Annotated in this window: 17 protein-coding genes; 11 read left to right on the top strand and 6 right to left on the bottom strand. The window is 57.8% G+C overall.

The features are described from left to right. Positions 1–278: hypothetical protein (locus tag BMZ01_RS04960; RefSeq protein WP_143067440.1), on the bottom strand; the 278-nt coding region annotated here is incomplete at its 3' end. Between the two features lie 425 nt (positions 279–703). Between BMZ01_RS04960 and BMZ01_RS04955 the strand changes: the two genes are divergently transcribed. The 7 genes from BMZ01_RS04955 to exaC all read left to right on the top strand — a co-directional run bounded on the left by BMZ01_RS04955 (position 704) and on the right by exaC (position 9,705). Next, positions 704–1,924: an MFS transporter gene (locus BMZ01_RS04955; protein ID WP_092285041.1), complete on the top strand. Its 1,221-nt coding sequence runs from the start codon at positions 704–706 to the stop codon at positions 1,922–1,924. A 57-nt stretch (positions 1,925–1,981) separates the two neighbouring features. Continuing rightward, positions 1,982–2,830, top strand: coding sequence for a TatD family hydrolase (locus tag BMZ01_RS04950; RefSeq protein ID WP_092285039.1), 849 nt, complete (start codon positions 1,982–1,984; stop codon positions 2,828–2,830). Positions 2,831–3,093: 263 nt separating this feature from the next. Then, on the top strand, positions 3,094–4,236 hold the full coding sequence (locus BMZ01_RS04945; protein WP_092285037.1) for a resuscitation-promoting factor: 1,143 nt from the start codon (positions 3,094–3,096) through the stop codon (positions 4,234–4,236). 100 nt (positions 4,237–4,336) lie between these two features. Beyond that, entirely contained in the window at positions 4,337–5,203 is an 867-nt protein-coding gene (gene rsmA, locus BMZ01_RS04940) for a 16S rRNA (adenine(1518)-N(6)/adenine(1519)-N(6))-dimethyltransferase RsmA (protein ID WP_092285035.1), read from the top strand. Further along, a complete protein-coding gene (locus BMZ01_RS04935; protein WP_092285033.1) occupies positions 5,200–6,159 on the top strand; it encodes a 4-(cytidine 5'-diphospho)-2-C-methyl-D-erythritol kinase in 960 nt (319 codons plus the stop codon). Before rsmA ends, BMZ01_RS04935 begins: the two co-directional genes overlap by 4 nt. A 24-nt stretch (positions 6,160–6,183) precedes the next feature. Next, positions 6,184–8,004 carry an ABC-F family ATP-binding cassette domain-containing protein gene (locus BMZ01_RS04930; RefSeq protein WP_092285081.1) on the top strand — a complete coding sequence of 607 codons (1,821 nt, stop codon included), beginning with the start codon at positions 6,184–6,186 and terminating at the stop codon, positions 8,002–8,004. Between the two features lie 180 nt (positions 8,005–8,184). After that, a complete protein-coding gene (gene exaC, locus BMZ01_RS04925; RefSeq protein ID WP_092285031.1) occupies positions 8,185–9,705 on the top strand; it encodes an acetaldehyde dehydrogenase ExaC in 1,521 nt (506 codons plus the stop codon). Here exaC and BMZ01_RS04920 read toward each other — a convergent pair. Both BMZ01_RS04920 and BMZ01_RS04915 read right to left on the bottom strand, forming a co-directional pair. Next, positions 9,702–10,877, bottom strand: a complete 1,176-nt coding sequence (locus BMZ01_RS04920; protein ID WP_092285029.1) for an alpha/beta hydrolase — start codon at positions 10,875–10,877, stop codon at positions 9,702–9,704. The genes exaC and BMZ01_RS04920 overlap by 4 nt on opposite strands. After that, positions 10,874–11,164, bottom strand: a complete 291-nt coding sequence (locus tag BMZ01_RS04915) for a hypothetical protein (protein WP_092285027.1) — start codon at positions 11,162–11,164, stop codon at positions 10,874–10,876. Before BMZ01_RS04915 ends, BMZ01_RS04920 begins: the two co-directional genes overlap by 4 nt. Positions 11,165–11,256: 92 nt before the next feature. On the opposite strand from BMZ01_RS04915, the gene BMZ01_RS04910 reads away from it, so the two are divergent. Then, positions 11,257–12,102 carry a nitrilase-related carbon-nitrogen hydrolase gene (locus BMZ01_RS04910; RefSeq protein WP_092285025.1) on the top strand — a complete coding sequence of 282 codons (846 nt, stop codon included), beginning with the start codon at positions 11,257–11,259 and terminating at the stop codon, positions 12,100–12,102. Positions 12,103–12,123: 21 nt separating this feature from the next. Beyond that, positions 12,124–12,555 (top strand): hypothetical protein, encoded by a 432-nt coding sequence (locus BMZ01_RS04905; protein WP_092285023.1) that lies wholly within the window; start codon positions 12,124–12,126, stop codon positions 12,553–12,555. Here BMZ01_RS04905 and BMZ01_RS04900 read toward each other — a convergent pair. After that, entirely contained in the window at positions 12,552–13,868 is a 1,317-nt protein-coding gene (locus tag BMZ01_RS04900; RefSeq protein ID WP_143067451.1) for a ferredoxin reductase domain-containing protein, read from the bottom strand. The two genes, BMZ01_RS04905 and BMZ01_RS04900, sit on opposite strands and share 4 nt — an antisense overlap. Positions 13,869–13,941: 73 nt before the next feature. Here BMZ01_RS04900 and ppk2 point away from each other — a divergent pair, with 73 nt between their 5' ends. Continuing rightward, positions 13,942–14,901 (top strand): polyphosphate kinase 2, encoded by a 960-nt coding sequence (gene ppk2 / locus BMZ01_RS04895; RefSeq protein WP_223845921.1) that lies wholly within the window; start codon positions 13,942–13,944, stop codon positions 14,899–14,901. Between the two features lie 94 nt (positions 14,902–14,995). Here the strand turns inward: ppk2 and BMZ01_RS04890 are convergent, their stop codons facing one another. Then, positions 14,996–15,895 carry an HAD family hydrolase gene (locus BMZ01_RS04890; protein ID WP_092285019.1) on the bottom strand — a complete coding sequence of 300 codons (900 nt, stop codon included), beginning with the start codon at positions 15,893–15,895 and terminating at the stop codon, positions 14,996–14,998. A gap of 104 nt (positions 15,896–15,999) precedes the next feature. On the opposite strand from BMZ01_RS04890, the gene BMZ01_RS04885 reads away from it, so the two are divergent. Further along, the gene (locus BMZ01_RS04885) at positions 16,000–17,037 is read left to right on the top strand and encodes an enoyl-CoA hydratase/isomerase family protein (RefSeq protein WP_092285017.1); all 1,038 of its coding nucleotides are present in this window, start codon (positions 16,000–16,002) and stop codon (positions 17,035–17,037) included. Here the strand turns inward: BMZ01_RS04885 and BMZ01_RS04880 are convergent. Next, complete coding sequence (locus BMZ01_RS04880) at positions 17,026–18,597, bottom strand: DUF6882 domain-containing protein (protein ID WP_143067450.1); 1,572 nt, start codon at positions 18,595–18,597, stop codon at positions 17,026–17,028. The two genes, BMZ01_RS04885 and BMZ01_RS04880, sit on opposite strands and share 12 nt — an antisense overlap. Positions 18,598–18,653: the final 56 nt, after the last annotated feature.

Genomic DNA, 18,653 nt, shown 5'->3' with positions numbered 1-18,653 from the left:
CCTAGGTGGAGGAGTTGTTTTTCTAGGTTCGGCAGGATCCACATGACGCCAACGCCTTTGAAGGCTTGTTCTACTTTGTAGGTGGTTTTGCCTAGCCGGGCGGCGAGTCGGGTAATGGAGGTTTCGTAGTTGTCGGTGCCTTTGGGGAGGACCTTTTTTAAGGTGGAGTAGATTTCCTTGTTGATCCGCACAGTCATGTGGCACACGGGATCATCCGGGTGGGTGTTAGCCCAAAAAGGTGTGTCAATCACCTTAAGCTGGGTGCAGGTATCTGCCATGATGATCCCCCGAAAAATTACTACTACTACTACGTGCGATCTTTTTAATCGCATATGTGTCTTGCTGTGTCCTCTATGTTAATAGCACACACCGGGGTTGTCTAGGGGTGTGGGCAAACTATTTTCCACCCCACCCCCACAATTACCCCTGCTACGGTAAACCGGCTGGTGAACACTACTTTCCAGGGCGCTACACATGCTCAATCATGGCGCTAATCAAGCGTCCCACAATGCCTTTCATGCTAATCGAACACCGTCTTCCACCTGTCCCGCTGAATCGCTACTATCAGCGATAACCCACCCATGTTCGATACCTCGCACCCGCTCCGCACCCGCTCCGCACCCGCTCCGCACCCGCCTCGCACCCGCTCCGCACCCGCACCCCACACAGCACCGATACAGCCCGAAGGGTAACCTGTTGCCCCGTGAGCACAGAAGAAAGAAAACTCGGCACCAAGAAACTCGGTATCGGCCTGCTCTTTTTGGCCGTGGTGGTCGCCGCCATCAACTTACGTGCGGGCATCGCCTCGGTCGGCGCGGTGCTTCCAGAGGTGCTCTCCTCTTATCAAGCCGGCGGCTCCTTAGCCGGCCTGATTACCGCCATGCCGGGGATCTTCTTCGCCATTATGGGGCTTGCTGCGGTGCCACTAGCCATGCGCCTGGGGCTTAGCCGCACCCTGGTGATCGGCATGATCGCCACCCTGGCGGGCCTGGCGCTACGCCCCTGGATGGGCAGCATCGCGGTATTTATTGTGCTCACCGCGCTAGTGGTGATGGGCATTGCCCTAGCCAACGTGCTGCTCCCAGCTTGGATTAAAGAACATGGTGGCCGCAAGATCGTGGCGCTGATGACGGTTTATTCTTCGGTGCTGGGGTTATCTGGGGCATTGGGGCCCTTGAGCTCCTTATTATTTGATAGCTGGCATTGGGCGCTCATGATCTGGGCCATCCCTGCAGCACTACAGCTAGCGGTGTGGGGGTTTGTGTGGCTGCGGGTGCGCACCGATATTCCTAGTGATACGGCCAGCGCGCAGGGAGATCAAAATACTAAGGCGTCGTTGTGGCGTTCGCCTACGGCGGTATTCCTCTTACTCTTCTTTGGTCTGCAATCTATGTCCGCCTATGTGCAAATGGGCTGGTTGCCGCAGATGCTCATTGATGCCGGGGTGCATTCGGGTACCGCGTCGATCTCGCTGGCGCTGGTGGGCGGGTTGAATGTGGCCGGTGGTCTGGTGATGCCCTGGATTATTGATAAATCCAGTCACCTGGGGGTATTCCCGGTGCTCTTCGGGGTGCTGACCTTTTTTGGCTATGGCGGCATCTTGCTCTTTGGGGATCACTACCCGCTCTTTTGGTCCTTCTTGCTGGGCGTGGGTGGCTTTTGTTTCCCCACCGCTATTGCTTTGATCCCGGCGCGTTCGCGTAGCCCCATGGTCACGGCACGGCTTTCCGGGTTTGTGCAGCCCTATGGCTATATTATTGCGGCACTCGGGCCCTTTATTGTCGGTGTGGTTCATGAGCACACCGCGAGGTGGGTGGAAGTGCTCTGGGGTTTGATGATCGCGGCGCTGGTGATGTCGGTGGTGGGGTTGCGTGCATCAAAGCGTGGCTATATTGATGACGAACTCGCGTTAACAGCGAACTAGGCGCGGCATACCCGCACCCCACCCGATCTCGGGAAAGCTCGCACTAGGATGTGCTCTATGTCGAAGAAGAAACCGCGGCCCACCCCTGTCCCTGCTGATCCGATTGATGGTTTAGTCGATGCGCATACGCACTTAGCGTCCGTGGGGGCGCGCACCCCGGAGGAGGTTGCGGCCGTGGTGGATCGCGCGGTGTCAGCCGGGGTGGAGAAAATGTGCACCGTGGGCGATGGTCTAGCGGAAGCGGAGCTGGCCCTGGCGGCGGCGCAGCATAATGAGCGCGTCTATGCGGCCTGTGCGATTCACCCCACGCGGGCCCGCGAGTTGGATGAGGCGGCGCGTGCGCGCTTGCAGGAGATGGTTGCGGATCCGCGTTGTGTGGCGGTGGGAGAGACCGGGCTGGATACCTATTGGATTAAGCATGACCCGGAGCGCACCGCCACCTTAAAGGAGCAAGAAGAGGCGCTGCGCTGGCATATTGACGTGGCAGTGGAACATGGCAAGACCTTGATGATCCATAATCGTGAAGCCGATGCGGATTTATTGCGGGTGCTAGGGGATGCCCCGCAGCCGCGCTATACGATTTTGCACTGCTTTTCTTCGCCCCTGGAGGTTGCGCGGGAGGCCCTTGAGCGTGGCTATATTTTGAGCTTCGCGGGGAATTCCACCTTTAAGCGCAATGAAGAGTTGCGGGAGGCGGCGCGCCTTGCCCCGCGCGGGCAGATCCTGATTGAGACGGATGCGCCCTATATGACCCCGGAGCCTTTCCGTGGTTGCCGGAATGAGCCGGCGTTGATTGGGCATACCGCAGTGCGGTTGGCGGAGGTGCGCGGGGAGGAGCCGGAGGAATTCGCGGCGCATGTCAATGCCACCTTCGATGAGGTCTATGGGTTGAACCTGCGCGGGTAGTACGCGGAGAAATAACATTTAGATAACGAAGATCAGCCCCGCTGCGCGCTCAGAATGTGAGATTGACCGCAGTGGGGCTGAAGTCATGCTTGTGACGGAATGTAAGGACTGTGACGTGGGGAAAGTCCATTCAGCCCCCTGGGTAACGCGAGTTAACAAAAGTCACAGTCGCTGAGGTTTCGGAGTGTCGGACGGGTTCGACAACCAAGGATTGTTACCGTACTGTTACCGAAGAATCTAGACATCCCCAACTGAGAGAACACATGGCGATCAAACAGAAGTCACGCATCAACCGCATCAACACTTCTGCCTCGGTGCCGCTGCAATTGGCTACCGGCGGCATGCTGAGCACCCTCCTGGTCGGCGGGCTGGTAGCAGTGGGGATGAATAAAGACGTCACCATCGACGTCAATGGCGATGAAATCAATCTGGCCACCATGTCCGGCACCATCGATGAGGCGCTCAAGGACGCCGGTATCGAGGTAGGCGCGCAGGATATTGTTTATCCCGCGCCGAGTGAGCGCCTGGCCAAGAATGAAAAGATCACCGTGCGCACCGCCAAGCAGGTGTCCGTGGTGATCGACGGCCAACCCGAGGTTGTGACCTCCAATGCGGTGACCGTCGAAGAGCTGCTCAATGAGGTCCCCGGCATCACCAAGGCCTATAAGGCGGATGCTGACGCCAGCACCAAGCTGCCGGAAGAGGGCTTTACTGTTGACCTCACCGCCCCGAAGATCGTGGCTATTAATGATGGCGGCGAAACGACCTATACCTCCATCGCCGCCAAGACGGTGGGCGATGTGCTGCGCGAACGCGGCATTACCCTCGGGGAAAAGGACACGCTGAGTCCCGCCAAGGACACCGCGGTTACTGAGAATATGACCATCGAGGTGCAGCGCGTCGCCACGCACCAGGAGATCACCGAGGAAGACGTCGAACTCCCCGCCACCTACGTGGATGACCCCAACACCCCAGCGGGCGAGGAAACCATCCTCGAACCCGCCGTGATCGGCAAGAAGAAGGTCACCCACAAGGTGATCACCGTCAACGGTGAAGAGCGCGAACGCGTCGCCATTCACGAAGAAGAACTCGCCCCCGCGACCCCCGCCAAGATCTCCCGCGGCACCAAGGCTGTGCCCACCGCCCCCGCAGTTGCTGGCGGCACCGTCTGGGACACCCTCGCGCAATGCGAAGCGGGCGGCAATTGGAGCATCAACACCGGCAATGGTTTCTCCGGTGGCCTGCAATTCACTCCCTCCACCTGGCTCGCCTACGGCGGCGGCGCCTACGCCCCCCAAGCGTGGATGGCCACCCGCGAACAGCAAATCGACGTCGCCACCCGCGTCCAAGCCGGCCAAGGCTGGGGTGCATGGCCGGCGTGTACTGCCAAGCTCGGCATCCGCTAAATTTTTGCTTTACCCGAGATCGGCCGACCCTCCGCGTGCGGGCATGGCTGAACTCGGGTGTTCGCCCACGGCTAAGCATCACGGGGTAGATTAATTCCTCATGGATGATCCTCAACCTTCCCACCTGCTTGGCCCTGTCGAGATCCGTGAACTCGCCGCCAAGCTGGGCGTTAGCCCCACCAAGAAATTGGGGCAAAACTTCGTCCACGACCCCAATACCGTTCGACGCATCGTCAACGCCGCAGAACTCGGCGAAGACGAACACGTTATTGAAGTGGGCCCCGGGTTGGGATCATTAACCCTTGCGCTTTTAGATGTGGCGCGTGTTACCGCGGTGGAGATTGACTCGCGCTTAGCTGCGGAATTACCGAATACCGTGGCCTGGCGCGCCCCCGAATTAACCGGGAAGCTGGAGATCCTGCACAAGGATGCTCTGAAAGTGTCTGCTGAGGATATTGAGCAGCCCACCGCCCTGGTAGCGAACCTGCCCTACAACGTCTCCGTGCCGGTGCTGCTGCATATGTTGGCAACCTTCCCCAGCATCCGCACGGTATTGGTGATGGTGCAAGCAGAAGTAGCTGAACGCCTGGCCGCGCAACCCGGGAGCAAAATCTATGGGGTGCCCAGCGTGAAAGCCGCCTTTTATGGGAAGGTGCGCCGCGCCGGGAATATTGGGCGCTCAGTGTTTTGGCCGGTACCTAATATTGATTCCGGCCTGGTGCGCATTGATTGTTGCGCGCAAGGCTGGGAGGTTGATGCCGCCACCCGGGAAGAGGTTTTTCCGGTGATTGATGCTGCCTTCGCGCAACGCCGTAAAACCCTTCGTGCTGCACTGGGGGCCTGGTTGGGTTCCCCGCAAAAGGCGGAAGAAGCACTGCGAGCTGCCGGTATTGATCCGCAGGTCCGTGGAGAAATGCTTGGGGTGGCAGAGTATGTGCGACTAGGGGAGGCGTGCGCGAAACTATGAGTATCTGGCATGCCGCCGCGCACTCCAAAGTGAACCTGCACCTAGGGGTAGGGGATGCTCGTGAGGATGGCTACCACGAGCTGGTGACCGTCTTCCAAGGGCTTAATATCGCTGATGATGTGACACTGCGAGTGCAGGACACATACGTGGCTGAAATAGCTGAAGTAGTGCATTCTTGCCGCGCCGAAGCTGCCGGCCAAAGGATGCTAGACGTGCCAGAAGACCGCCGGAATCTAGCCTGGCGCGCGGTAGAATCCGTTGCCGCTGCCTATGCGAAGAAGCATGCTGGGGCGGCTTTCCCGGTGGTGGATATCCATATGAATAAACGCATTCCCGCCGCTGGAGGCATGGCCGGTGGATCTGCGGATGCCGCGGCCGCCTTGGTGCTGGCGGATCGCATTTATGCCCAACACCTTCAGGTAGCGGAATTGGGGATGGGGAAGCTGACGGAGTTGGCTGCGGACTTAGGGGCAGATGTGCCCTTTATGCTGCATGGCAACACCATGCTAGGAACCGGGCGTGGGGATGAACTGACCTCGCTGATGTCCCGCGGGAGCTACCACTGGGTGATGGCGCTATCGAATAAGGGGCTGAGCACCCCAGAGGTGTTTCACAAACTTGATGAACTCCGTGCCAAAGAAGAACTCCACGCGCACCTAGATATCACCGAGGTATCCCAAGCGCTGCTGAGCGGGGATCCGTACCGTCTGGCCGGCAGCTTGCATAATGATCTCCAACCAGCAGCGTTGAGCCTGCGCCCGGATCTGCGCACCACCTTGGTGGCAGGGGAGCGCGCCGGGGCGTTGGCTGGCATTGTGTCTGGATCTGGGCCGACTATTGCTTTGCTCTGCGCCGATGAAGAACACGCCTTGGAAGTTAGTGGTGAATTGGTGGGCCTGCGCGGGGTGAGGGTGGTGCACACCAGTGGGCCGGCTCCTGGGGTGGAGGTTGGCTAGTAGTGAACTAGGATGATGGGCACCATGGTGAACCTGATCAACCTAGAAAATGTATCCAAGTCCTTTGGGCTAAAAACCCTGCTTGATGGCGTAAGCCTAGGGGTGCAATCCGGGGAACGCGTTGGCGTTGTAGGACTTAATGGTGGCGGTAAAACCACGCTGCTGGAAGTACTCAGCGGCATTGAGCCACCAGATTCTGGGCGGGTATCCCATAACTCGGATCTGCGCATGGCGGTGGTAACCCAACGCGCGGAATTAGAAGATAGCGACACCGTTGCCGATGTGGTCTTAAAACCACTGGGCTTAGAGACCTTCGAATGGGCCGCTAATGCCCGTGTTCGTGAGGTACTCGGCGGCCTGGGGATTGTGGATCTAGGTTTAGATACCCAGGTAGGGAACCTTTCTGGTGGGGAACGCCGTCGCGTGAACCTGGCGGCAGCCTTGGTGAAAGACCTGGATCTCGTGATCCTGGATGAGCCCACCAACCACCTGGATATTGAAGGTGTGCAATGGTTGGCGAGTCACCTGCTGACCCGCAAAATGAGCTTGATTGTGGTTACCCACGATCGCTGGTTCCTGGATACTGTGGCCACCCGCACCTGGGAAGTACACGATGGACAAGTAGACGCCTATGAAGGTGGCTATAACGACTGGATCTTCGCGCGCGCTGAACGTGCCCGCCAAGCCGATGCCATGGAGCAACGCCGCCGAAACCTAGCGCGCAAGGAACTAGCTTGGCTGCGTCGCGGCGCGCCGGCGCGCACCTCCAAACCGCGGTATCGCATTGAAGCCGCGGAAGCACTCATTAGTGATGTGCCACCGCCACGAGACAATGTGGAGCTCATGGCCTTTGCGAAATCTCGCCAAGGCCGGGTGGTGGTGGAACTGGAAAACGCCGATATTGATACCCCTGATGGGCGCCCGCTGCTGCGGGATTTAACCTGGCGGTTAGCGCCTGGGGAGCGGATCGGCCTAGTGGGTGTGAATGGTTCAGGTAAGACCACCTTGCTCAAAACCTTGGCTGGGGCACACCCGCTGAGCGCTGGTAAACGCATTGAGGGCCAAACCGTACGCCTGGGGTGGCTGAGGCAGGAATTAGATGACCTGGATCCGAAGATGCGGGTGCTGGAAGCCGTCGAAGATGTGGCCAGCTATGTGCATATGGGTAAAAAAGAACTCAGTGCCTCGCAGCTAGCCGAACGCCTGGGCTTTTCGGCGAAGCGTCAACGCACCCCGGTGGGGGATCTTTCTGGTGGTGAGCGTCGGCGCCTGCAATTAACCAGGGTGCTGATGAGCGAACCTAATTTGCTGCTGCTTGATGAGCCCACCAATGACCTGGACATTGATACTTTGCAGGAGTTAGAAAACCTGCTGGATTCTTGGCCGGGCACCTTGGTGGTTATTTCTCACGATCGCTACCTGATTGAGCGTATTGCTGATTCCACCTGGGCATTATTTGGCAATAGTAAGCTGCGTAACTTACCCGGTGGGATTGAAGAATATTTGCAGCGCCGCCGAGATATGGCGGAGGCTGCTGGTAGCGGCGCGCTGAATGTTGGCCCTAATCAACCGCCCACTGAGGCAGTAGAAGAGAAGGCCCCGGAGGCAGCTTTAAGTGCCCAGGAGCACCGCCAATTGCGTAAGGAATTGAATGCCTTGGAACGCAAGATGAGCAAGCTGGGCGAAGAGGAAGAAAAACTCAACGCCACCATGGCGGAAGCCGCCGAGAAGATGGATACCGATGCACTGGTGGATCTCAATGCGAAGCTTCAGGCAGTGCAGGCCGAAAGAGAAGAACTAGAGATGCGGTGGCTGGAGGTTGGGGAAGAACTCGAAGAGTCCTAGACCTCGGGGAATGCAGTTATTTTCTTAAAACTATGGCGCGCGTCATAGCGAGTCGTTATGCTGGCCCCTAACCCCGCGAGTGTGGCCCAGGCCACGCTTGTGGTGTGATCATGCATATTCAAGACAGATCGCCCAGCGCTCACTTGAACCTTGCGTTGGGCGAGGAAGTGAGACATCGCTGTGACTATTTACAATGCACCCAATACCGACGGTGCGATCATGGACTATGCCGAGCGCTACGAGAACTACATTGGTGGGGAATGGGTAGCGCCCGTGGAAGGCCGCTACATGGACAACGTTGCCCCCATTACCGGCAAAGTATTTTGCCAAGTAGCGCAATCCGGCCCCGAAGATATCAACAAAGCTGTTGCCGCAGCCAAAGAAGCCGCAGTGAAGTGGGGCGAAAGCTCCCCAGCTAAGCGCGCACTCCTGTTGCTGAAGATCGCCGACCGCATGGAGGAAAACCTCGAGCGTCTCGCGGTCGCTGAAACCTGGGAAAACGGCAAGCCCGTCCGCGAAACCCTAGCGGCGGATATCCCGCTAGCTATTGACCACTTCCGCTATTTTGCTGGAGCGATCCGGGCACAGGAATCCCGCACCTCGCAGATTGACCGCAATACCGTGGCCTATCACTTCCATGAGCCACTCGGCGTGGTCGGGCAAATCATTCCCTGGAACTTCCCGATCCTCATGGCCGCCTGGAAGATCGCCCCAGCCCTAGCGGCAGGCAATACCATTGTGCTCAAGCCCGCAGAGCAAACCCCGGCCTCCATCATGTTCCTCATGGAACTCATTGGGGACCTCATCCCACCGGGCGTGCTCAACGTGGTCAATGGCCTTGGTGAAGACGCCGGTTCCGCACTCGTGGAACACCCCGATGTTGCCAAGATTGCCTTCACCGGTTCCACCCAGGTCGGCAAGATCATTAACAAGACCGCCGCGGATCGCATCATCCCGGTGACCTTGGAGCTGGGCGGTAAGTCACCCTCCATCTTCTTTGAAGATGTGATGGATAAGGATGATGACTTCCTCGCCAAAGCCGTAGAAGGCTTCACCATGTTCGCCCTCAACCAAGGCGAGGTGTGCACCTGCCCCTCCCGCGCCTTGGTGCATGAAAATATCGCCGATGCTTTCTTGGAACGCGCCATTGAACGCGTGAAGGCCATCAAGATCGGTAGCCCCCTGGATACCGAAACCATGATGGGCGCACAGGCCTCCCAGGAGCAGATGGATAAGATCACCAGCTACCTGAAGATCGGCCCCGAAGAAGGAGCCGAGGTACTCACCGGCGGCAGCATCAACAAGATCGATGGCTTTGAAGGCGGCTTCTATATTGAACCCACCGTCTTCAAGGGCGATAACACCATGCGCATCTTCCAAGAAGAGATCTTCGGGCCGGTGCTCTCCGTGGCAACCTTCAAGGACTTCGATGAGGCCATCAAGATCGCCAATGACACCAACTACGGTTTGGGCGCTGGTGTGTGGTCGCGCTACGGCAACACCACCTACCGCGCCGCACGCGCCATCCAAGCTGGCCGTGTGTGGGTGAATCAGTACCACAACTATCCCGCACACTCGGCCTTCGGCGGCTACAAGGAATCCGGGTTGGGGCGGGAAACCCACCTAATGATGCTCGACCAGTACCAAAACACCAAGAACATGCTGGTGTCCTATGATGAGCGCCCCACCGGCCTCTTCTAAGGTCTGGTGAGTTCTTTCATGATCCGATAGAACTCCGGATCATCCCAATAAGAGGAATGATCCCCACGAGCTGACCACACCGTGGCGCCGAAGCCACGGGAGGTGGGATCAACCCCATGAACCCCGCCATGGGAATTGCTCACCCAATCAATCGGATCACCACGATTCGTCAGCGCATGCACCCGGCCTTCAGCTGGGTGCGTGCGCCCTTTTCCATCCACTAATGTCAGTTCCGAGGCCCGCCTCGCACCGCGCACCCCGGGGCTTCCTAAGAGCATCAAACGATCCGCACTAAGCCCTGAGCCGCGAGCCGCCTGAGCTGCGGTGACCGCCCCATAGCTATAACCCAACACCACCCGCTGTTGGTGTGGATAGCGCGCAGCCAAGCTGCGCTGAAAATTCTGAAGAGCCCCAGCATCACGGCGCGCCGGGCCGGGATTAAGGGCATGCGGGAGATGCGGTGGTGCTTTCGCCCCTAACCACAAGACCACACCGGCTTTGGTGTGCTGCTGTAACTTTTGGGCGCGCTCTAATGATCCCTCCCAGCGTGATGGATCAGAACTTCCGGTGCCCGGGATAAAGGTAATGGATGCAGGTGCGCTTTCTAGGTCACCAATAGCAAGCACCATGGTGTCTTCGGATACCTCCAAGGCGCGTACCTCCGGATGGGAACCTAGGAACTCCTGGATCTCCGGGGTGGCATGCAACCACATGTGTTCGTGGATGCGATCTAAAGGCCAATCCTCTAGCTCGCCAAAAGAGGTGTGTGGCGGTTGGGGTGCGTCGGTGCACAGCGCATTGATTTCTTGGGCGCAGGCATAATCGAGAACCTCACCTAAGGCTTGGAGGTCCTGCAGCATTGCGGTGTGCAGTGGATTATCAGCAGCCTGCTTCAGCATGCGGTGGTAGGCATCTTCAAGATCAGCTTGAGCTTGGGCGGTGCGCGCCATAATGTAAGCCGCGGTACCGAGCACCTGCACCAGGGTCTTGCGGCCATAGTTAAGGCGGCTGAGTTTCTTTAATGCCGCATCGGCGGCCTGTGCGCGTATGCCGGTGGCCAGGAAGAAGCTTTCTTCTTCTAGCTCCTGGTGTTGATGCTCTAACCCGGTGGCGTATTCGCGCAGAATCACCTCGGCAATATGGATATCGCGAGCACGCAGCGGCAGAGTCATGGGAGCACCTTCTTTAAAGCATCGGCATGCAGACGATCACTATCGCTTATCACCCCAATGAAGTTGGAAAACTCACCAAGATGTTGCGATAAGGCCACACGTAATCTGCGGTGTTGGGCGCCTAGGTGATGGTCGAGGCGTTGCAGCGCGGCGAAGGTATAGGAGGCCTGCGAACTGGGGCTCAACACCGTGGCAGCTTCCGGAGAATCGGCCTTCGGGGTGTGCTGAGAAAGCTCACGCAGATGCTGTTTCAAGGCCTCGGGGTGCTGGATATCAAGGAAGTTCATGTGCCTAGCAGAGCTGGTGGGATGGCCCCATGTCTAGGGTGATGAGGAAGAAGCTGTGCATAACGTGGGGGTTCGCAGCTAGCCTGTGGACTATGCGTATTGCTGCAATCCAGATCACAACCGGAGCTAACCCAGAAGATAATTTCCGACTGGTAGAAAAAGCGGCGCAGGCAGCCGCTTCAGAAGGAGCGCGGATTATTGTTTTCCCGGAAGCAAGTAGCCAAGCTTTCTCCACCGGCCGACTGGATATCCATGCCAAACCCCTCGACCGCCAAGGGGATGGCTTTGATGCGAAGCTTGCGGACCTAGCCGAAAAGCTCGGGGTCGTATTAGTAGCCGGGATCTTCACCCCAGCGGATACGGTGGAAAAAGACGGGAAGACCATTAACCGTGTCTACAACACCGTGGTGGCTACCGATGGCCGAACCCTGCATGTCGGCTATGACAAAATCCATACCTATGACGCTTTTGACTACCGCGAATCAGATACCGTTCGCGCTGGTGAAGAGCTTGTTACCTTCAAAGTTGATGGCATTACCTTCGGGCTTGCCACCTGCTTCGATATCCGCTTCCCCGAACAATTTAAGGTCCTAGCCCGCCTGGGAGCCCACGTTATGTTGGTGCCCTTTAGCTGGGCCGATGGGGAAGGCAAACTCGCGCAATGGCGGACGGTCAGCGCTGCCCGCGCACTAGATTGCACCAGCTGGATTGTGGCCGCCGGGCAGGCCCGCCCAGGTGGGAATGCCGAAGCCGGCAAAGAATCCGGACCCACCGGTTGTGGGCATTCCTGCGTGATTAACCCCAGCGGTGTACGTGTTGCGGAAGCCGGCTATGAAACCGAAGTAATTATCCACGATCTTGATATTGAGGAAGTAGATGAGGTGCGCCGCCGCCTTCCCGTGCTGGAATCCAATCCGATTATGCGGCGCCGGACCTAAACAGAAAGTACGTGTATCTTCATGAAACCCCACAAGCAACCCGAGGAACTCTGGGACTTTCAGGTCCCAGAGCGCGCCCGCTTGCCGCAGGACAACCATGAACCTGCAGAAACACCCCCAAGCGGCACCCAACCTAGCGGCGTGAAGGGCTGGAAGATCGCCGCGATTGTCATTAGCGTGCTCGCCATTGCCGCGAGCGTGCTCTTTGCCGAGCACCTTCCGCTGTACTCCTACACCACCTCGCTCATCTCGCTGGTGGCCTTCGCCTGCGCTGGGTGGGGCCTAAAGAAGCGCAATGCCCAAGGATCCGCAGAACCCAGCTTCACCTGGGCCTTCGTGTGGGCAGCGATCGCCTTATTCTGGCCGGTGATTGAGGTATTTATCCACTTTTTAGGCGGATTCTTCGTCTACGGGATCCTCATGAACCTCCCCGGAGCCACAACATCGCCTTAAAACCCCAGCACCTGAATATTCTCCGCCGGAACCCCAGCCTCAATCAGCTCGCGGCTAATCACCGTGGGTTCCATCGCCTGCGCATCAGCCAGCGTGCCATAACCAGCACTCGCCTCTGACTCATTAAGCCGCGGGCCGCACACCAACACCTGGCGATCCGACCAGGTACCAAAAGCACTCACCACCTGCGCGACTGCACCATAATGCACCGCGCTGAACTCCTGGTGCTGCGAGCTACGCAAAGAACCATGGACCCACGCACTGCTCGTGGAACTATTATTCGTGCCCGGCCCGGCCACCCACCAGGGGTCAGCATCTTCCACACTCACCGCCGAAACCCGCAAACGCGGGGCGAGGCTACTGAGGTTATGCCAAGCCGGCGCATCATAAAGTTCACCAGGGTAGCGCGCGGCGAGGAAAACATGAATGCGCGGATTCAACTGCCGCGAAACCAAGTCCGTAACCACACAACGCGCCACCGCCGCCCCAGACTTAGTGGCGATAATCAGTAGCTCTTGATCAGCCACCTTTGGGGCGGTGGAACCATGCGAACCCACAATCCAGCGTTCCCCTAAACGCGCGGTAGCCAAAAGATGTTCCGGGGAGCCGGTGTCCTCATGGAAGATATGAAACTCCAGCACCCCAGAACGATTCGCCGGTAGCGCAGCCGGCAGCGGCACCCACGCCCCGGGGGTCAACGGTCCCATCACCGGCAACACCGTCCCGGGCTGATAAAAAGTCGCCGAACCAGCGGCCAATTGCACCACACTGAGCCGCCGCGATACCCGCCGCACACTTATTACTTCCCCTGAAAGCGCTGGTGGCAGGCCCTCCTGGTCAGCTTTCGCCGCCGCCTCCTGCAAAAGCACACACACCCGCGCAATGGTTCTCTCCGCCGCAAACTCCACGGGGAAGGGCAGATCCGCTCCGGTGGTGCGCAACAAAGACACCATGATTTCTTGGATGTCCTGATAAAGCTCACTGGGGAACCCGAAGCGGCGCTGCGCTAAGCCCAGGTCACGGATCCGCGCCTCGGCAAGCGCATCCAAGGCACCTTCCGCATCGGCCGCCGCAATGGCGTGAATGCTAAGCTCCACAAGCTCGGCTGGCACGGCTTTCCCGGCGCGCAATAACCATTGGGCATTCGGGTGGCGCGCATAAAGCTGCAGCTGAAGCTCAGGTTCTAGGTGCCCGCTTTCTTGACGCAGCAGCTCGGCAGCCTCCTGCAGCGGTGTGACTGCAGGGGCTGGTGGGTTACTTGGTGGGGTGCTTGGTGGGGGAGTTGAGGCTGGGGGTTGTGCTTGGGTGTCCACGTCTCCCATTATTACCCCTGTGCAGGTGGACTAATGTCCAAATCGCTCAAGCAGCGCAGGTAGGGTGGACAACATGGGAAAAACCGACGACCGCGACCTGAATCAGCCCGAACACCCAGCTAATGCGGAAGCCGAAGCCGCCGCAGCCGCCGCGAAGGTCAGCGCCGGCCCACCGAAGCTCTCCAAGAAGGCCTATGAGAAGGAACTCAAGCGCCTTCAAGCTGAATTGGTGGATATGCAGCAGTGGGTGGTGGAAACTGGTGCCCGCGTAGTGGTGATTATGGAAGGTCGCGACGCCGCCGGTAAAGGTTCTGCGATTAAGCGCATTACGCAATACCTCAATCCCCGCACCTGCCGTATTGAGGCGCTGCCCGCCCCGAACTCCCGCGAACAAGGCCAATGGTATTTCCAGCGTTATGTGGAGAAACTCCCCACCGCTGGTGAAATCGTGATCTTCGACCGCTCCTGGTATAACCGCGCCGGGGTGGAAAGGGTGATGGGCTTCTGCACCTCTCAGGAATACCGCAAATTCCTGCACCAAGCCCCCATTTTTGAGCGCCTCCTGGTAGAAGACGGCATTATGCTGCGCAAATATTGGTTCTCAGTTTCTGATGAGGAGCAAATTGAGCGCTTTAAGTCCCGCCGTAATGATCCGCTGCGCCGCTGGAAACTCTCCCCGATGGATCTGCAATCCATTACTCGCTGGGAGGATTATTCCCGCGCGAAAGACCAAATGTTCATCCACACCGACATTACGGTCGCACCCTGGTACATCATCGAATCTGAGGATAAGAAGCGTTCCCGCATTAATGTGATTTCGCATCTTCTTTCGACGATTCCTTATGAGAAGATCGATCGCCCGCTGCCCGAAATTCCGGAGCGCCCCGAATCCGATAATGATTATCAGCGTCCACCGCGCGAGGACTTCCACTATGTCCCCGATGTGGCGGCCGCCCTCGAGCGGCGCCACCAAAAGGCCAAGAAAAAGAAGCAGGAAGAACGCACTAAAGAGCACGTGGATTCCGAAGAATAATTGAGCTTTCCCCGAGATCGGAAAGCCCTGGGGCGCGCGATAATGCCGCGGGCTGGCACGGCCCACGGTATGCCGCGCGCATTAGTGTGTGGGCCTAGGGAAAGAGTTCATAGAGCACCTTCGCCACACCATTATCGGTATTAGCTGGGGCAATATGATCCGCAATATCTTTTAATTTTTGGTGTGCATTGGCCATCGCATAAGCCGTCCCAGCAGACTTTAAAAGCTCCAGGTCATTGAGATAATCTCCAAAACCGTAGGTATTTTCCGGGGCGATGCCTAGGTCCTTAGCCAACGCTTCCAGGGCATGTCCCTTATTGGCCTGCGGGTGCATAATATCCACCCAATGTTGGCCACTGACCGCCACCGCATCATCCGGGGCGGTGGCAAAAGCCAAAGGTGCGGCAATGCCCTCAGCATCCGTGGAAGAAAAGATCGCCAATTTAATGACCTCTCCGTTGACCACCTCATGCAGGTCAGCCACCACGGAATGCTCGTTGTAGTACTTTTCAATTTCTTCAGCCAAAGTGGTGCCGGTGCGCGCAGGGGCGGCACCGGGGATATCAGCTAAAGAATCTACAAAGGCACATTCTGGACGGCACACCACCAAATTCAAGCGACGATCCGCAAACTCTTGTGGGCTTTTAGCCTGTGCTTCCTCACGGGCATTGTGGGCATTAATCGCATCGATCACGGCATGTACCGTCTCATCAGACATGGCGGTGGTGGAGACAATGCTGTACCCATCATGAACCACCGTTCCGTTTTCAGCGATCACCGGTAGCCGCATCCCGAAGGGATCAAACATATTCTTCAGGGTCGCTAATTGACGGCCACTAGCTGGGGCTAGTAGTACGCCTCGTTCTGCCAAGTGAGCGAGTAGCTCCGGGAATTGTGGGGGAAGTTTGCCTTGGCCATCGAGCAGGGTGCCATCCATATCTACCGCCACCAGGTGGGTGGGGGTGCGTTGCGAATCCTTCTTGCTATCGGACATAGTGGTGCGGGTGGGTCCTTTCTGCGGCGAAAACATGCAGGCTAATCAACTTAAGCAACCTAAGGGGCTGACAGCAGGGCATGTGATGTGCAACACTGGGGCGCATGACTGAACTTGTGAACGCCTCCATCCAGAACAATACCGGTGTGCTGGAATTGAACCGACCCCGCGCACTGAACTCCCTGAACCAAGAGATGATCGACGGGATCCATCAGGCGCTGGATCAGTGGCGCGATAATGATGAGGTAGAGCAGGTGCTCATCTACGCCCCAGAGCGCGGCTTCTGTGCCGGCGGTGATGTGCGCACCGCCCGCGAGCGGCTCTTGGAAGGCAAAGACGATGAGGTACGCCGCTTCTTCGTTGATGAATACGCCATGAACAACGCCATCGCCACCTACCCCAAGCCCTATATTGCGCTCATTGATGGCGTCGCCATGGGTGGTGGCCTCGGGGTATCGGCGCATGGTTCGCACCGCATCATCACGGACAAAGCCTTTGCCGCTATGCCGGAAATGGCCATTGGTTATATCCCCGATGTGGGCGTTACCTACATGACTCAACGCATGGTCGGCAAGCGCGGTCAAGCTTCCCCCGCGGTGGCTGCCTTCATTGGTTTAGCTGGCTACCACCTCAAGCCAGAAGACATGATCTGGACTGGCCTGGCCACCCACTTTGTGCCTAGCGAGAAAGCCGATGAACTCCGCGAAGCCATTATCGCCAAGGGCGTGGAGGAAGCCCTAGCGGAATACGCAACTGATCTGGATTGCGAAGGCTCCACCATCAAGCGCTATATCGAGGAAATCGAAGAGTGCTTTGGAGAAAGCTCCTGGGACAAGATCGCTTCCGCTATTGACAAGCACCAGGGCAGTGAGTTCTATGACTTCATCCAGGAGCTCATCGCCCCAGCATGTCCCACCTCCTTGGTGGCAGCAGCGGAAGTCTATAACGCTAACCAGCATGTCCAGAGTGTTCGCGAAGCCCTCGACAACGAGCTAGCGGTTGGCACCATGGCTTATCAGCACCCCAACTTCGTTGAAGGGGTGCGCGCCGTGTTGGTGGATAAGGATCGCAACGCCACCTTCGAGCCCACCAGTACGGCAGAGGTGGACCCACAGCCTTATCGTGATGCCCTAGAACACTAGGAAACGCGGGGCCTGAGTGCGCTCATCACGGCTTAATTCCACTGGCACAAAGGAATCAACCGGCAGCTGAGGCCCTGCGGGTGCGGCACCAAGCTCGAGGCGCCATTGGGTATCCACCACCCGCGATTGGCTGACCCGAATGCGCCGCGCCCGCGCATAGGCCCTTAATGCCCGCGGCAAAAAGCCCTCAATAACCTGCGGCACTGCGCGATCCAGGGTGGCTTTAGCCGCAGCTGTGCTTAACGGTGGTAGCTCCAAAAGCTGGTGCTTGATCAGTACCAGGGCGGTGCGTGTGCTGCCATCCGGGAGCGAGACTGTGGTGCTGGTATGCGACCAGATCCCAGTAATAGGTTTAGCGGCCTCTAAAAGACGCATGCGTTGGGCATACTCCAAGGGCATCCTTTGGCGAACCAAATCCACCATGCCGTGGTCTAAACCAAATCTTTTAATGGTTTGCGCGCTCGCGCTATTTAATAGCGGATGGGCATGTGCCCACACCCAGGATTCCCCTTCAATAAAGGCCACAATGGTCGCCTCCACCGCAACCTGGGCGGGATAGAGCATCGCTCCATAAGCACCCGATGGATGCTTATGCGTCAGATGTAACTGCGTTTCGGGGAAGCGCCCATCGAGCAATAGTTGATGTTCGGTGGAGTTCAGCCAGGCATCAGCGACCACACCGGCTATCCCAATGGGTTCTGCCTCCTGGTTATTAAGTACCCGCACAATGTTCGAGCGCAGCAGCCCGGAATCTCCCAAGGGGGATTCTTCGCGTACTTCCAACGCGTAGCCGAGGTTGAACTCATAACGCGTGAGCTCCACCCGGGTGTCTTCAGCGACTCCTAAGGCTGCCACGCCGCCTATGCGAGCAGCGTTATCTGCGCTTGCTTCTTGGATCCGTACCGAGATCCCCAGGGAAGCAACCAGGCCAATAATGCTGCGCCACATCAGTTGTGCCGGGGCGGTTCCCGGTTCGTGGATGTCCTTGAGATAACTCACGCGGGCCGCGGCAGCGGTTAAAGCTTGCTCAAAATGCGGTAGCCCGGGGCGTTCCAGCAGTGGGGCATCGGTTTCTAGAAGCTCCAGGGCTACTAAAACATTGCGGTTTTGTGCCACCCCATCTAACCAACGTGTCCATACCACCACCGTATTGCCGGTTAAGGTTCGCGCCGCTTGAACCAATAATGGGGAAAGCGCTTGGTTGCCATAAAGTTCGGGGATATCAAAGGCGCCCATCATCCCGCGGGTGGCGGGGTTCCATTGGAAACTTAAACCATCGGGGCCGATATCACCGAGGATCTGCCCGCGGCGTTCTAATACCGAATTGTCATAGCTGCCTGCACTTCGGTGTTCGCCGTGTTTAAGCTGCATGCGCACCAAGCAGCGTTCGGGAAGGGTGTTCCCATTGCTCCCAAAAAGTACTGGTGCATCGCGATCAGGGAGTGCCTCAGCGCTGATAATGCTGCCGAAGCGCTGCTCAAACTCAACATCAATGAGCGCTTGGGTTAGCGCACCATCTGCTGCAATCTCAGCAATATTTTGGGGTGGGGGAACATGCATGGCCACTAGCCTAAAACAAAAATCTTTAGGTGAGCCGCAAGCCGCGAGAAAAAGAA

Source organism: Corynebacterium spheniscorum, from assembly GCF_900113445.1.
Taxonomy (GTDB): Bacteria; Actinomycetota; Actinomycetes; order Mycobacteriales; family Mycobacteriaceae; genus Corynebacterium; species Corynebacterium spheniscorum.
The sequence above is the reverse complement of the archived record's forward strand: the minus strand, read 5'-3'. Positions and strand labels throughout refer to the sequence as shown.

Excerpts from the sequence above, each read along its gene's own strand:
- BMZ01_RS04885 (WP_092285017.1), top strand. The coding sequence starts at position 16,000 with ATGACTGAACTTGTGAACGCCTCCATCCAGAACAATACCGGTGTGCTG.
- BMZ01_RS04915 (WP_092285027.1), bottom strand. The coding sequence starts at position 11,164 with ATGAACTTCCTTGATATCCAGCACCCCGAGGCCTTGAAACAGCATCTG.
- BMZ01_RS04920 (WP_092285029.1), bottom strand. The coding sequence starts at position 10,877 with ATGACTCTGCCGCTGCGTGCTCGCGATATCCATATTGCCGAGGTGATT.
- BMZ01_RS04880 (WP_143067450.1), bottom strand. The coding sequence starts at position 18,597 with ATGCATGTTCCCCCACCCCAAAATATTGCTGAGATTGCAGCAGATGGT.
- BMZ01_RS04890 (WP_092285019.1), bottom strand. The coding sequence starts at position 15,895 with ATGTCCGATAGCAAGAAGGATTCGCAACGCACCCCCACCCACCTGGTG.
- BMZ01_RS04950 (WP_092285039.1), top strand. The coding sequence starts at position 1,982 with ATGTCGAAGAAGAAACCGCGGCCCACCCCTGTCCCTGCTGATCCGATT.
- BMZ01_RS04945 (WP_092285037.1), top strand. The coding sequence starts at position 3,094 with ATGGCGATCAAACAGAAGTCACGCATCAACCGCATCAACACTTCTGCC.
- BMZ01_RS04935 (WP_092285033.1), top strand. The coding sequence starts at position 5,200 with ATGAGTATCTGGCATGCCGCCGCGCACTCCAAAGTGAACCTGCACCTA.
- BMZ01_RS04910 (WP_092285025.1), top strand. The coding sequence starts at position 11,257 with ATGCGTATTGCTGCAATCCAGATCACAACCGGAGCTAACCCAGAAGAT.
- BMZ01_RS04930 (WP_092285081.1), top strand. The coding sequence starts at position 6,184 with ATGGTGAACCTGATCAACCTAGAAAATGTATCCAAGTCCTTTGGGCTA.
- BMZ01_RS04905 (WP_092285023.1), top strand. The coding sequence starts at position 12,124 with ATGAAACCCCACAAGCAACCCGAGGAACTCTGGGACTTTCAGGTCCCA.
- ppk2 (WP_223845921.1), top strand. The coding sequence starts at position 13,942 with ATGGGAAAAACCGACGACCGCGACCTGAATCAGCCCGAACACCCAGCT.
- rsmA (WP_092285035.1), top strand. The coding sequence starts at position 4,337 with ATGGATGATCCTCAACCTTCCCACCTGCTTGGCCCTGTCGAGATCCGT.